Origin of the sequence: Nitrospira sp. (genome assembly GCA_029194535.1) — a bacterium.
In the GTDB taxonomy this organism is placed as follows: domain Bacteria; phylum Nitrospirota; class Nitrospiria; order Nitrospirales; family Nitrospiraceae; genus Nitrospira_C.
On record JARFXR010000002.1, the window covers coordinates 357,455 to 371,484 of the forward strand.

Sequence of the window (14,030 nt, forward strand, 5' to 3'; positions counted from 1 at the left end):
CCTTTGTCTCCCCCTCGCAGGGAGACGGTCCCATTCAAGGGTGTGTCAGCCGATTGACCGCGCGAGCTGTCTTCCTCTGGTCGCCATCACTCCTGCCATGAACAAGGCGCAGGGTACCCACACCCAGACACATTCGCTTATCAGTACGTTCACTCCGTGCGCACCGAGGAGATCCCAAAGCGACATGGAGGCAACCTGAATGGGTCGGAAGGGGAAGAAGTACCGGGTCGGATCGAAAGGAGATAGAAAGGCCACGCCCAACCCACCATCGGTTATCGCGTCAAGCAGCCCGTGCGAGACGGTCGAGACAAACAAGAAACACCAGAGACGAATGAGACTGATGTCCTTCCCGCGCTCGGTCAGTCCGACGAGCAGCCAACTCAGCAGCATCGCGAACAGAATGGAATGAGTCAGACCTCGATGCCCCCACAGCGAACCATAGGGAAGCCCGGTCCAGAAACCGATTGCATCCAAGTCCGGCGCTTCCGCGCAGAAGATCCCGAGCGCCCAGTACCGAAGAGGGATGCGCGGGATCCGGAGCCCTACCGCCGCAGCAACCGCCACAACCGCATGAGTGATGGGGGATGCCATGGGAAGCAATCTGGTCTCCGGTGAACAGTCAAGTCAAGCCTGTGCCTCCGCCTGAGTTGAATGCCGACGGCAGCAACCAGGCGGCTCTCCGCTCACCGTGCCCATTGCAGCAAGCCGCATCGAGGTGTAAGGTAAAATCCGGCTGCGGACTTGACTTGCGACCGGGACTTACCGGAGGGAGCGGCCAATGACATCCAGATTGAAGGTTTCTGTCTCCATCGCATGGACTGCGCTGGGTCTCTCAGCGCTGGCGCTCGTCCTGTCGGCGGGGTGTCACCGTGCCCCATTCGATCCGACTCCCGTCGTCCCCGCAAGTTCCACCCTCCCCTATTCGGCCAAGGTAAAGGTCAGCGAAGTCGGAACCTTTGAAGTCGAACCGGGGGCGAGCATGGATGCGGACCCGCAACTGCAGAGCCGGGTGAGCCGCGCGACCGGGCCGTTGCTGTCCACCAACGATCCGACCGATTGGGAACGCACGACCGTCAAGTATCTGACGACGAGAAAAACCTTTCGGAGCGTCATGCACGAAGGGACGGCGGATTTGGATCTGACGCTCCGCATCAACATGTATATCGACCCCAGCGTGGCTTCCGATTTCAGTCACGTCTATCTTGCCGTGACGGATGCCACTCTCAGCGATCCTCGAACCGGCCGATCCTTGATGCGGTATTCCGGATTCGGAAAGATGCCGGGTGACAAGAAGGACAAGGCAGCGATGGAACGAGCCCTTCATGCCGCATTTCGCGACTTATTCGGCAAGATGGAAAGCGACAAGCGGCTGTTGACGCTCTAGACGCGGCGGCCGGTACTTCGAGCCGACCGTTCCGGCCATCGTTCATCCCGCGGATTGCAAGACCAGACGGGTGACCAACCGCTGCTCCTCGGCCACCGACCTTACCGTCCCGTCGATCCGCGCATTCAACAGACGATCCAGGATGATCTTAAATCGGGGACCGGGCTTGAGTCCCAGCTTCTTGAGGTCGCTTCCACGGACGGTCGTTTCAACATGACGATCGCTTCGAAGATAGCGGAGGAGACGCTGTCTCACCCGGCCTGCTGTCTGACGGTCTACCGACGCTCGTGCCTTGGCGACAAGCAACACGAGCGCCTCGTCCGGCAGCCCCGTCAGACGGCGGTACACCTGGGACGGCAGGATCCGGTCACCCGACAGGTCCTTCAGCACCTGCGAGGTGAGAGCACCTGCGTAGGACAACGCCAAAGCCTGCGCCGAGGAGAGCTGCAGACGTTGTGCAACCAGTCGAATCACCGACGGACCCGACTGTGAAAGCAGCGCCATCAGGCGGAGCGTCGGCACGTCCACGGATTGCTGACCTCCTTGTGCTCCCCACCACATCAGCGCAGCAGAGACGGACTCCAGCACCTGCCTACTCGTTTTACTGTACCGCAGCCTGGGATGAAGAAATCTCAAGAGTTTCAGGCTGACCAACCGTTCCACCACCTGGCTGGACCGTCGCTCGCCGAGCAGGAGAAATATTTCGTTCCGAAGGCGAGGGCCGGATAGACGCTTCACGAGATCCATAGCGGCTGCCGCAGCGAGTTGACGCCTGCTTCCGGGTTCAATGGCGAAGCCGAACCGTTCTGCAAACCGGATGGCGCGGAAAATGCGGGTCGGGTCATCTTGAAAACTTCCCTCGTGGAGAACCCGGATCCGCTTGGCTCTGAGATCCTGGACACCTCCGAACGGATCCTCTAACCGCCCGAACGTACCGGCATTCAATCCAATCGCCATGGCGTTGATCGTAAAATCCCGGCGATACAGGTCATCCCGCAGGGCCGCCGGCTCAATCGACGGCAGCGCAGCTGCATGAACATAGGATTCCCGGCGGGTGGAGGCGACGTCGAGCTTCAACCCGTTCGACAATCGTAATCGGGCGGTCGCGAATTTCTCAAAGAACGTCGCTGTGGCGCGATACCGTCGACAGACGAGGCGGGCGAACGCGAGCCCGTCACCTTCTACGGTCAGATCGAAATCCAGGTTATGGCGATGTAACAGCAGATCTCGGACCACTCCGCCCACCAGATACAGCGCCACGCGCTGTTCGTCTGCCATCCTTCCAAGACCACGGAGCAAGGAACGGTGCTCGTGCGAAAGCTTCCGGAGCAGACCGGCAGGATGGGATTCACAACGGACCGGACGACGGGGTCTCACATTGGTCTCCAGGACAGTATCTGATCTTACTTGGAGACGCCCCCCAGTTTCGGTGCACCGTCCCCTTTGCTCGTCCGATCCGGCGGCGGTCCTCCCGGCTTGACCACTCCAGCCGTTGCTTCTTGCTTGGCCTCGGCCCGCATCTGCTGTCGAACGTGCTGTGCCTGGGTGACGACATGTCCGAGGTCGATGCCGAACTCGTTCGCCATGGTTCCCCATCTGATCCTGTTGCCGCGTCGATCGCTCACTTTTGAAAGTGCGACTCCCACCGATGGGAAACCCTTGGCATCCCGCTTGGTCAGTTCCTGTGCGAATGCGAGTCGAATGCCGATTTCTCCCCACCCCACCTTGGCCTGCCGCAATTGCTCGACAACGTCCTTCTCCACGTCAAACTGCCGGGCCATGGCTTCGGCATGGCTGGTCGGGTTCCGCCCAGCAGCATCCTCATCCATCTCCTGCTGGGTCACCTGAATCTTCACATCGTCCGAGGCAGGGGGCAGAAGTTGCGCGGCCACGGGACCGGTTCCCAACATACCCACACCGACCAGCACCCACGCCGCAGGTCGCATAATTCGCCCTCCTTCTCAAAAGATCCGATCGAACCGCCGCTTCGCAGACTGATTCCGGAGCACCCGTTCCCGCTCCCATCGCGTTCACGAGTTCGGGAGAACATACCTGGTTTCGACTCCGGATCGAAACCAGTCAGGCACTGCCTCACAAGCACCGGTCTGTGCGTGCCGCACCCCATGCCGTTCGGTCCAGACGGTCATATTTGCACAGTTTCTTGCCGTTTTTTCTCTGAGGACGACCTGTCCAATGACTTCAGCTTCGACATCTCATCAGAACTCTCTGTATTTCCAATGTCGAAGAAGAGAGCAGGCCTGGGCACGTGCCTTGCTGGCGCTGTGTCTTTGTGCTGAATAATCATTGTCTTAAGGAGGTTTCCATGATCAAGACAGACAAGACGATTCTGCTCTCCATGTTGGCGGCAACAACGGCCATCGTCCTCCTTGCCGCAGGAACGGCCTCAGCCAAGAATTCCAAGAAATCGCAATCCTACTCGTCTGCCGCGGCAGCCGCCTCGTCCATGGGAGCGGTCCCACAAACGCAGGAGGCGCCCAAGCCCGGACGACACGATGAAAAGCCCGGTCCAGCCTGGAAGACCATCGGCGGGACCGTTAGGCAGATCGAGGGTAATGCCTATACGGTCGAGGACTATGAAGGCAACCAGGTCAAGCTCTACGTCGGGCAGGGGACCAAGCAGATCAAGCAAAAGAAAATCGGGGATACTGTTCGGGCAGAAATTACCCGGGGTGGGTTCGCCAACTCCATTCAATAACTTCCCGAAGGGTCCGTGTACCCGCGCGGACCTACCCGTATCCGGAAGAGGCCGATCCTTGCCAGGTCGGCCTCTTCGTTTTCCTTCAGTCTCGACGACTCATCGTCCGTAGCGTCGAAATTCAATGTCGCCGTAGAAGGCCACGGCCCGTTCCCTGGTATTGTCTGTGTCGGTCATGATCGCTACCCCGTTGATCAGAGAGGGCTCTCCGCCGAAAGCCCTCTTGTAATCTTCATAGATATTTCGCTCCTCCTCAGCCCACTGCCCAACTTTCTCCTGTCCGCTTTCGACTACAATCATTTGAGCAAAATCGGTATAGGCGTTCGAAACGATGCTCTCAATGGGAGTTCTGGTTTCCCAGATATAGTTCAACGCCGCGATGGGAACATCCCCGAAAATGGCTTTCGCAGCCATGTATTTGAGTCTTCTTGAAAAGCCGATCTTGTCGGGGTCATAGGCAAAAGTGATGTAGAGTCTGGCCGGATAATCATCGCCTTGCTTGCGCGCAACATCGCTCTTTTTCAGCAGATTCTCGACTTTCCAACTCCACCTCACCATCGGAAACTCTTTCGGATCGATCGTGACCTGTTTGACCAAACCCGAAGCCGCCGCCTCGCTGACAGCCTTCACGACGACTTTCTCGCCGTCGCCCACCACTTCGTAGACCGTGTGGCGGAGAATCTTCTCGAACGTGAGCGGCCTCCAGCCTTCCGGGAAACCTTGTCCAATTCGCGCTGAGGAGAACTCTCCCACTCGGAGCGTGGAGGGTGAATCCGCCGGAGTATCGGCGGGCCCGAAGAGCAGGGAACAGGCGCAAACGCAGACCGGTGTGATCAATCCCTTTTTCATCCTTTTCGTGTCCAGACGAACCACTTTTTCAAGATGTTCTTCTGTCTTTCCGTAAACCGGGCTTTCCGCCAAAGATTTGCTGCCTTCTTATTGGCCTCAGCTTGCGTCGGATAGGGATGAATGGCGGCCGCGATTGTCTTGGCCCCCGCCCCGACCTTCATCAGTACCGAGAACTCGCTGATCATATCACCGGCATGGCCCCCGACGATCGTCGCGCCGAGAATCTTGTCGCTCCCTTTGCGAACATGAATCCTGGCAAAGCCTTCCTCCTCACCATCAAGGACGGCACGATCCACTTCATCCAAGCGATAGGTATACGTTTCAACCTCGATGCCCAACGCCTCGGCATCGTGTTCATAGAGCCCTATATGAGCCACCTCCGGTTGCGTATAGGTGCACCAGGGTATGGTGAAGGAATCGATGCTCGCATAGGCTAGTCCGAACGGATGAGGAAAGAGGGCGTTCTGAACGACGACTTGCGCCATGGCATCGGCGGCATGGGTGAACTTGTATCGGGAACAGACGTCGCCTGCCGCGTAGATTGTGTGATTGGTCGTTTGCAGCCGCGCATTCACCTTCACGCCGGCGTCGTCGAGATCCACTCCCACTGCCTCAAGGCCGAGAGCCTCCACATTGGCCGTTCTGCCGGTACCGAGGAGGATCCGATCAACGGTCACATGATGTCGTTCGCCGTGCGACGTCAGAGTTACGTGCGTCCCATCCTCACTCATGCTCACGTGGAGATCCTTCGCGCAACAGAGGACGCTCACACCGTCGCGTTCCATCCGGCCCTGCAAGATCTCCGCGGCATCGCGATCCTCTCGCTGAAGCACCCCATGCTGTGTCTCGAAGACATGTACGCGGCTCCCGAACCGTGCGAACGACTGCGCCAACTCGCACCCGATGGGACCGGCACCGATCACCGCAAGCCGCTGCGGCAGCTCGGTGAGCGAGAAGACCGTCTCATTGGTGAGGAATCCCGCCTCCTTCAGGCCGGGAATCGGCGGGACTGTCGGTCGTGCTCCGGTACAGATCGCCGCCCTCGCAAACCTCAGTGTTCGTCCACCGGCGGGCCCCTCCACCCGAATGGTCCCGGAAGCTGTAAACTGTCCGCGGCCGATATACACGTCGACTCCTAATCCTGCATACCGACCGACGGAATCATGGCGGCTGATGCGAGCCCGAAGTCTGCGCATGCGCGCCATCACGGCTGCAAAGTCGTACGTGACACCGGATGGGATGCGAAGTCCGAACTCAGCCGCGTTGCGCAAGTCCGACCATGCACGAGCCGCCCGAATGATGGCTTTCGACGGCACGCATCCGACGTTCAAGCAATCTCCCCCCATCAGATGCTGCTCTATCAATGCGACCTTGGCCCCGATACCGGCTGCGACTACGGCGGTAATGAGGCCCGCGGTTCCTGCACCCAGTACCACGATGTTATACCGGGCGCTGGACTCCGGGTTCACCCAATTTGAGGGATGGACATGATCCAGCAGGACCCGATTGTGTTCATCCATGGGTGCAATCGAGCCCGGTTCACCGTGAATCATAATTCTTCCTTCCCCTCTGCCTTCTCAACATGATGACGGAGCAGGGAATTGTGGTGTTATGGGAAGGATCATGGACTGAGATGCGCCCGTATGGAAAGTCTTGAGGGACGAAACCATCATTGAAGACGTATCATGGGAATTCCGGTTCCAACTGTCAACGTCGGTTCCGGTAAGCCCTCATTGGTTCAACCAGGCGGCAATGGAGGTACGATGGGTCCACCGGCTCGAGCGGTGAAGGGAGATCATCGTCTGGGAGCGAAGGGGGAGCCGTCTCCGGCTTTGAGTTCACGACCTAGCGAGGCTGGAGATCATGCTCCATGTCCAATCGGCCGAGTGTCCGTTCGACCGGATCGACATGGCCGTCCTGATTACGGTCGAGCTCAACAAACTGGTCCTGTGCGAGCTCCGGTGTCTGAATAGCCGGCATCCTTGCTGCACGGTGATTCAAACGAGGGTCGTATCGCTGCGGGGTTTCTAGTAGACCATGAAACGCCAACTCCCGCCGAGACGGTTGGATCGTAACCTTGGCGTGCGGCATCCTATTCACGTGTGTACGCCGATGAGTCTTGCTGCGGCGCGCCTGGGAGGTCTCCGCGAAGTGCTTGGGTCGTTGAACGACCTGCGCTTGCTTATTCCCGACAGCCGGCCGGATCGCTCCGATACCGACGGGAGCGCCTTGCATTGCCTGTTTCTCCAATGACCCTTTCGCTGTTCCCTCCGCGGAGATCCGTTCCTTGGCCTCCCTCACTCCCGCCCAGCCGGGACTGACAAGCGTCGCGATCAGTATGGCGGCGGACAAGCACACATCGATCGATTGTTGAGCACGTCGGAACATGACCCCTCGTATGGAGTGAATCCTTACAAGTGTAGCAGGCCGAGCCAACACCATTGTGGGCCAAGCAGTTAGGAGATTGGTTCGCCGCGATCCTGATTCCGAGACACTTGTCAGATGCGGGCTTGTTCCCTTACCCTGTGCAAGGGGAGGATTGGACATGAGCGACCCGAGTCGATTGACCCAGAAGAAAGAGCAGTGGGCAAAAGCCCGCCGTGGTGGAGAGGAACGGGAGGTCTTTTTTGAAGGTGACGAACGTCTGCCTCCTGGCCAGCATGTCGTCGAAACCTTCCCCGTTCTCGATCTCGGTTTCAAGCCGGAAATTCTTCACAGCGAATGGACGTTGTCGCTTGGAGGGTTCGTGACCTCCCCTGTGACCTGGACATGGGAACAGTTTCTGGCGCAGCCTCAGTTCAGGGACGTCTCCGATTTCCACTGTGTGACCAGTTGGAGCCGTTATGACAACGAGTGGGAAGGGGTCAGTTTCAAACACATCCTGTCGGCGGTCGCACCATTGCCACTGGCCAAGTTCGTCCTGTTCAAGTCCTACGACGACTACACCACCAATCTCCCCCTGGAAGCCTGTGACGATCATGACGTACTTCTCGCCTGGAAGTGGAATGGAGTCCCTCTGACTCGTGAGCACGGCGGCCCTGTGCGGGTGATCGTTCCGAAACGGTATGCGTGGAAAGGAGCGAAGTGGGTCAAAGAGATTACGTTTTCGGACAAGGACGAAAAGGGATTCTGGGAGGTCCGCGGCTATTCCAATACCGCACTACCCTGGATCAACGATCGGTACGCCTGAAATCAACACGTGCTTCGAGTCATGTACTCGACCGGCGCTATTTCTTCACCCATCCGCCGGAGCCTTCCACATAATTCCCGGGTTGGGTATTCTGAATCGTTTTTTCTCCGGCCAGCGTCTCGACGGCATCCAACGGCGTTTTGTTCCTCCTGGCAATGTCCTCATACGCCTGGCGTCGCTTCCTGTTCACGTCATTGGTAAGAGCCTGTACATCCTGTCCTGACGAGGTTACAATTCCCAGATAGCCGTTTGCTTTCTCTCCGACCAATCCCTTGGCCTTGGCTTCCTCCAGCGAGATTCCGAACACGATGGAGGCGGACCAGAAACACGACGCCGCAACGACGAGGATCATTCCGATCATTCGCATCGAGGCCCCCAGCTTCAACCTTCAGAACAGCCCGCTATCGCTCGACAGCACACGATCCAATTCTTTATCGACCTTCACGCGGATCTCGTGATCGATCTTGACGTTCAAATTGATCGTAATCGGCTTCTCGGGAGCCGCCACCTCGACCCTCGGCGTACAGCCGGCCAGGCAAGCCGCCATGCCGGCAAGGATCCAGCCGACGGTGGCTGCTGAGTGTCGCTTACGATGATACGTCGTCATCGCCACCTACCCTATGGCAGGACAAATCGGTTTTCGACCGAAGTCTCGATATCCTGGACGAGTCTGAGGCTTTTCAAGAGAGCCGGAACGCTTTCCTGCACTGTCAAGTTGAGATGGATCGGGGGCGACTGCTTCAAGTCGGGATTTCGTCCTTCGAGTCGAGCCTTGAGGTGCAATTGCCCGTCCTCTTCGTACTGGGATTCAACTTGTAGCACATTATAGTGGAAGTTGTTGAGTGCCTTGAGCACGAGTTCCATGCTGGCATTGGCGTCCGTCAAGGCCTTGCTAGTTTCAGAAGATGCAGAGTAGCGGATGACCCCGCCGGGCGGGCGGGATTCAAACGCTCCGTCTTTGATGCTGATCCCGCCTGAAGTCACGCTCACAGGAATGGTTCCATCCAGGAGCCCGGTTCCCTCCAACCCCTTTTGCTGCTCCAGATTCAAGACCTTCCCCAGATCCACCGCTCTCGCCAGCACGGTAAACGCATAGGGAGGATGGGACAGATCCGCCCGTACACCCTGACTCGTCATGGTCCCTCCCAAAACCTCCCACCGTACGTCACGGATTTCGAGGATGAGAGGTCCTCCTTGCGAATCCGATTCGCTTTGTACCGTGAAGGAAATGTGCGTGGCCTCAATCCCTCGCCTGAACGAGGCGATTTCAACTTTAGTAGGCCGTAACGTCACCCCTTTCTCAGGCGACGTCGCGGCAAGGTCCAGGGTCGTGTGCAGACCCACAAATGCAAATTCGCGATAGTAGCCCCGAAGGTTCTCCAGCGTAATCACCGCCGTGCCGGATTTCACGGCAACGGCGTCCGAAAGACCCGCGTCCCATGTCAATTCCCCGCTCGCTTGCGCCCTGCCTCCTTCTATGTCTAACGGATAGGGCCAAGAATTCCACAGCCGTCGTAACCGGACCTTGTCATGATCAAAACGGATGGGGCCGATCGTACCGCGTGCCCATCCTCTGTGTGTCGCAAGAATATGTTCGGCCTCCGCGTCCAACGTCACGACATGGTCCGGTGTATCGACCCGAACATCGGCCTTGACCGCGACTTCATCGGCTGCAAGCCGAACGGTAAGGTCGGCGGGGATACTACGACCCGCCTGTCGTCCAACGGAGATGCCCTGAACCACTGCCGTCCCTCTCCCCCTCCACCTGGTCAGGTATGCCCCTCCCGCCTCCTCCATCTTCAGCAGAGCGTCCTGAACCATCACCTCTTCATCAGCCCAGCGAAGCACCGGGACTCGCAGTGCGAAGGCCGCGAGGGTAACGGTCCATTCTCCCGTCCCCGGAACGAATCGGAACATCGGGGTATTGGCCAGCACAATCGAACCACGATCCACCCTGACTGCCCCTTGACGGAACTTGACGGCTGTAATCGAGGACGATGGGAGGAGAGATCCTTGAATTTCAGCATCGCGCATGGAAAATCGTCCTTCCACCTTTCCCATGACTCGTTGGATGGAGAGGCTCTCGCTGAGCGGCTTCGGAAGGTCTCCGACGAGATCGAACGTGCCTTCCGCTGATTCAAGCCGGCTGCCGCGGAGCGTGACGAGGGCAAGAGACATCTCCGCATGTGCGGCATCCTGTGTGGAATTCATCGACAGCATCAAAGGACCTTGCACTCGGATGCTCGGGGGCGAGTCGGCTGCGCGCAGTTCGCCGCTCACCCCCCGCCCGCTTTCGATCCGGAAAGTCTGAGTGTCGGGGGGCAACAATTTTCGATATGGCGCAAGGCCAGCCATGTTCTTTAATTCGATGTCGGCCGTCGCGATCGTACCCGGCTCGATCGTCCAGCGCAGTTGCCCGGGACTTCCGGAAAAGGTTCCGATCATGGCCGCTGTCAGTTTGCGCCCTAGACCTGCAAGGGCTGGAAGCTTCACGGCCAGCTGCATCGTCCCTTGCACCTGCGTGTCGGGATCGTGCCAGACTGACGCTAGCGCCGCCGCAGTGGAGGCGGTTCCGACCCAATTGGCCTGGATGCGACCGGTCGTCTCCCGCCATTCGGATCCGGCGGGCAGCACAAGCGCAAGGAACGGCGCCAACGCCTGAACATTGACGTCGATCATTCCGCGAAGCTGCGCATGCGCCTCACCGACGATTGCTTCCGATCGCCAACTGAGGATCGGGACAGAAGAGGAGTCGTTCGCCGCCAATTGAAGCGACATGATGCCGGTAGCGAGATCGGACACGCGCAGCTCGTAGGCTTGGGTGTCGCTTCCCTGAACGGTGATGGTCGCAAGTAACCCCTCCCCCCGTTGGCGGACCGATCCGCCTACCTTCAACTGCCTGAACGGCCCGGTCGCACGTTCGCGAGTGATTTCCAACCGCCCGAGTTGCAGATCGTCCCAGGGAAGCAGAGGGATACCCCTGACCAGATCGCTGACGGTGACCATATTGAAAAGTGAAAAAAACTGTTCCTGCGCGTGCCTTTCATCCCCCTCAGACTCCTGCGGAATCGGAGGTGGAACAGCCGTCAATCCCATGCGCACATCCGGCAGCGCGACCTCATCGAACCGTCCAGCCAGGAGACCGGCCAAGCTGTATCTGATTACCGTCTCCCTTGATTCGATGATCAGTGCCTCATCCTGAAGGAGGTGCTTCAGTCGAATGTTCGAGAGAGAAATCAGACCCCATCCGGGCAATTCCACCCGGATCGTCGCTTCCTCAAATCCTGCGTTATGCAGCCACCGTTCAAGCAGAAGGGATGCGGCCGTCGGCACGAGCAGCCACACCGCCGCCGTCAGACCGCACAGAGCTATCCCTATCGTAGCGACCGCAAACCCTTTCCTCATGCCTCGCTCAACTGCTCCTGCTCGATGTTCTCAACCAGTGAAGGTTGGAAGTCAAGCCTGCGGATCTGGTACCCGATCGTCGCACAATCGGCTGACTTCGTCGGTGCATCCGGGTAACATGTCGCGCACGCAGATATATCACATGCGGCCCGAGAGCCTCACGATTCGCAGGATTGAATTCTGGCCTGTTGATGTGCCGATGGCGGACCCTTTTGTCGTCGCGACCGGAGTCCGCTTGTCGGCGGAGAATGTCTTCGTGCGCATGACACTATCGAACGGGGTGCAGGGTTACGGCGAAGCGGCTCCCTTTCCCGAGGTCGGGGGAGAGAATAGGATCTCGTGTCTGAATGCATTGAAGAGACTCGGTGAGCGCGTGATCACAGAACGAGTCGCCCCCTTCGCCCACTTTGCGGATATCCTCAAGGACCACCAGCCGCATCAGCCGGCCGCGCGCTGCAGCTTGGAGACCGCCGCCGTCGATGCCTACTGCCGATCCTTGGGTATCCCCATGTGGACGCTCTGGGGAAGGGCCGACGTTCGGAGACGAGAAAGCGATATCACCATCCCGATCTGCGATCTGGCAAAAACTATCGACCTGGGGCGCCGTTGGTACGCCAGAGGCTTCCGCCTCTTCAAGATGAAGGTCGGCAAAGATGTGGAGGAAGATATCAGGCGCTTGGAGGCACTCCATCGTAGGTTGGCGGGAATCGCGTTTATCGCCGACGGCAACCAGGGCTTTTCACGCGACGAGTGTTCGGCTTTCGTCGCAGGCGTGAACCAATTCGGAGGTGTGTTGACCTTGTTGGAGCAACCGCTTCCACGCAACGATCTCGAGGGACTCGCGGCCATTCGACGCGACACCGGGATCCCCGTCGCGGCCGACGAATCCGTCCGCTCGCTCGCCGACGCTCACAGCGTCGTGGCCAGTCAAGCCGCCGACTTCATCAACATCAAGATCATGAAGACCGGACTGATCGAGGCTCGAGAAATCGCGGCCTATACACTTTCCTCAGGACTGCGCCTGATGGTGGGCGGGATGGTGGAAACCAGAGTGGCGATGGGTTGTTCCTTCAGTCTGGTCCTCGGGATCAAGGGATTCGAGGTGCTAGATCTCGATACGCCGTTGCTTCTGGTGAACGACCCCGTTACGGGTGGGTATCACTACGAAGAAAATCGGCTCGTCCCTTGGAACGCTCCGGGCCTGGACCTCTCAGTGCAACTCGGCCCAACCGCGACCGTCATCGAGCACGGATAGATCTACTTGCTCGCCGGCTTAGGAGCACTGGAAGGCTTCGGGTTCGACACGGTTTTCTCAATCCCGCCCTTTTGGGCTCCGCCGGTCTCCAGCCGAATGATGCCTTCGTCGCTCCAGCCTTCCCCACCGAATGCCAGCTCGGGACCGCTTCCTTGACCGGACAGACCGGCTCCGCCGCTTGACGAAGGTTTGCTCGCTGCGTACTGCACGACGGAAAAGGTCTGCCCCCCGGAACCGGACAAGGGGACGGCCAAGGCGCGGAACGCACCATTGCCCGACTCGCCCGCGACTTGAACGAACAACGAATGATACTTGAGAGGCTGAAAAGGCCTGAATCCCAATTCGTCGACATTCGCCGTGTACGTTCCGGTCGAGGCATAATGGATCTGCTCCAGACGGTGAATTTCGGAGAGTGCGATCTCCGCTTCCACGGACTTGGCTTTGGTGATGAACCGGGAATACGATGCCGCACCCACGGCAATCAGCACCGACACGATGGCCAGTACCGTCATCAACTCCGTCAGCGAAAAGCCTCCGGTCGTTAATGATCGCTTCTCGATATCCATGACGTGCACGCCGTTCCTACCGGCGAGTGAACCGAAACTTCCGGAGAATCTCTGTCATTTTGACAAGGGCATCGTTGACCTCGTCGAGCCCCTGCAGGGCCTTCCGCGATGAACCCGGCTGCGTCTCGAGTGCCGCGCGAATGTGGTCCAGGGCCATTTCCGCGCGTGCCTGTTCTTGCGCGATGTTCGCAAACGAGGCGTCGATCGCCTGCATCCCTGCGTTAATCGACGTTTCAAGTGCGTCGAGTCGATCTACCTGCCGAAACCGCAGTCGGGTCGTCAGGTCCCCATCCGCCCACCGGACGATGCTCTCCTCCAGAACGTGGAGCGGACGGGCCACTCGTTTTGTCAGCACCAGGCTGAAGATCGCCGCCCCCAGACACAGAACCGGGATCGCAACCGACACCGTTTCGCTGAGGGAAAGGAGTTTCAGCGCCGCCTCCTGGCGGTCGGCCGGAGAACTGCCCACGTACAGTGTCACGAGAGGCTGCAGATGCGGGCCGAAAAACGCAAGGGTGAAAAACAGGGCGGAGTAAAGGAAGAGCAACAATCCAATCCACAAAACGTATCCCCGCTGAATTCCTCGGGGAGCCCGTTTGGAAGCATTACCGGACGGCTGCGAATCCGCCACAGTGAGTGTGGTCATCTTCCCTCCTTGGATCGGA

The 14,030-nt window shown here is 58.8% G+C and carries 15 protein-coding genes; 4 read left to right on the forward strand and 11 right to left on the reverse strand.

The genetic code is table 11. The annotated features are described in order from the left end of the window. Positions 1–45 precede the first annotated feature (45 nt). Positions 46–591, reverse strand: coding sequence for a metal-dependent hydrolase (locus tag P0111_13135; GenBank protein ID MDF0644967.1), 546 nt, complete (start codon positions 589–591; stop codon positions 46–48). 187 nt (positions 592–778) lie between these two features. Between P0111_13135 and P0111_13140 the strand changes: the two genes are divergently transcribed. Next, positions 779–1,384, forward strand: a complete 606-nt coding sequence (locus tag P0111_13140; GenBank protein MDF0644968.1) for a hypothetical protein — start codon at positions 779–781, stop codon at positions 1,382–1,384. Between the two features lie 42 nt (positions 1,385–1,426). Here the strand turns inward: P0111_13140 and P0111_13145 are convergent, their stop codons facing one another. Next, a complete protein-coding gene (locus P0111_13145; GenBank protein MDF0644969.1) occupies positions 1,427–2,662 on the reverse strand; it encodes a hypothetical protein in 1,236 nt (411 codons plus the stop codon). Positions 2,663–2,787: 125 nt separating this feature from the next. Continuing rightward, positions 2,788–3,330, reverse strand: a complete 543-nt coding sequence (locus tag P0111_13150; GenBank protein ID MDF0644970.1) for a hypothetical protein — start codon at positions 3,328–3,330, stop codon at positions 2,788–2,790. A gap of 377 nt (positions 3,331–3,707) precedes the next feature. Here P0111_13150 and P0111_13155 point away from each other — a divergent pair, with 377 nt between their 5' ends. Beyond that, on the forward strand, positions 3,708–4,100 hold the full coding sequence (locus P0111_13155; protein MDF0644971.1) for a hypothetical protein: 393 nt from the start codon (positions 3,708–3,710) through the stop codon (positions 4,098–4,100). A 99-nt stretch (positions 4,101–4,199) separates the two neighbouring features. On the opposite strand, the gene P0111_13160 is transcribed toward P0111_13155, so the two are convergent. From P0111_13160 to P0111_13170, 3 genes are all read right to left on the reverse strand, one after another. Next, positions 4,200–4,949, reverse strand: a complete 750-nt coding sequence (locus tag P0111_13160) for a DUF3047 domain-containing protein (protein MDF0644972.1) — start codon at positions 4,947–4,949, stop codon at positions 4,200–4,202. Further along, a complete protein-coding gene (locus P0111_13165) occupies positions 4,946–6,502 on the reverse strand; it encodes a mercuric reductase (protein MDF0644973.1) in 1,557 nt (518 codons plus the stop codon). The genes P0111_13160 and P0111_13165 overlap by 4 nt, the downstream gene beginning before the upstream one ends. A 292-nt stretch (positions 6,503–6,794) precedes the next feature. Continuing rightward, positions 6,795–7,337, reverse strand: a complete 543-nt coding sequence (locus tag P0111_13170) for a hypothetical protein (protein ID MDF0644974.1) — start codon at positions 7,335–7,337, stop codon at positions 6,795–6,797. A 157-nt stretch (positions 7,338–7,494) separates the two neighbouring features. On the opposite strand from P0111_13170, the gene P0111_13175 reads away from it, so the two are divergent. Next, positions 7,495–8,139 (forward strand): sulfite oxidase-like oxidoreductase, encoded by a 645-nt coding sequence (locus P0111_13175; GenBank protein MDF0644975.1) that lies wholly within the window; start codon positions 7,495–7,497, stop codon positions 8,137–8,139. A 37-nt stretch (positions 8,140–8,176) separates the two neighbouring features. Here P0111_13175 and P0111_13180 read toward each other — a convergent pair whose 3' ends face one another. The 3 genes from P0111_13180 to P0111_13190 are packed head-to-tail and all read right to left on the reverse strand — an operon-like array spanning position 8,177 to position 11,544. Then, entirely contained in the window at positions 8,177–8,491 is a 315-nt protein-coding gene (locus P0111_13180; protein MDF0644976.1) for a YdbL family protein, read from the reverse strand. A gap of 36 nt (positions 8,492–8,527) precedes the next feature. Beyond that, positions 8,528–8,746: a YnbE family lipoprotein gene (locus tag P0111_13185; GenBank protein MDF0644977.1), complete on the reverse strand. Its 219-nt coding sequence runs from the start codon at positions 8,744–8,746 to the stop codon at positions 8,528–8,530. An 11-nt stretch (positions 8,747–8,757) separates the two neighbouring features. Then, the gene (locus tag P0111_13190) at positions 8,758–11,544 is read right to left on the reverse strand and encodes a YdbH domain-containing protein (GenBank protein MDF0644978.1); all 2,787 of its coding nucleotides are present in this window, start codon (positions 11,542–11,544) and stop codon (positions 8,758–8,760) included. Positions 11,545–11,743: 199 nt separating this feature from the next. On the opposite strand from P0111_13190, the gene P0111_13195 reads away from it, so the two are divergent. Next, positions 11,744–12,799: a dipeptide epimerase gene (locus tag P0111_13195; protein ID MDF0644979.1), complete on the forward strand. Its 1,056-nt coding sequence runs from the start codon at positions 11,744–11,746 to the stop codon at positions 12,797–12,799. 2 nt (positions 12,800–12,801) lie between these two features. Here the strand turns inward: P0111_13195 and P0111_13200 are convergent, their stop codons facing one another. Further along, complete coding sequence (locus tag P0111_13200) at positions 12,802–13,365, reverse strand: prepilin-type N-terminal cleavage/methylation domain-containing protein (protein ID MDF0644980.1); 564 nt, start codon at positions 13,363–13,365, stop codon at positions 12,802–12,804. Positions 13,366–13,381: 16 nt separating this feature from the next. Then, positions 13,382–14,011: a methyl-accepting chemotaxis protein gene (locus P0111_13205; GenBank protein MDF0644981.1), complete on the reverse strand. Its 630-nt coding sequence runs from the start codon at positions 14,009–14,011 to the stop codon at positions 13,382–13,384. Between the last annotated feature and the right edge of the window lie 19 nt (positions 14,012–14,030).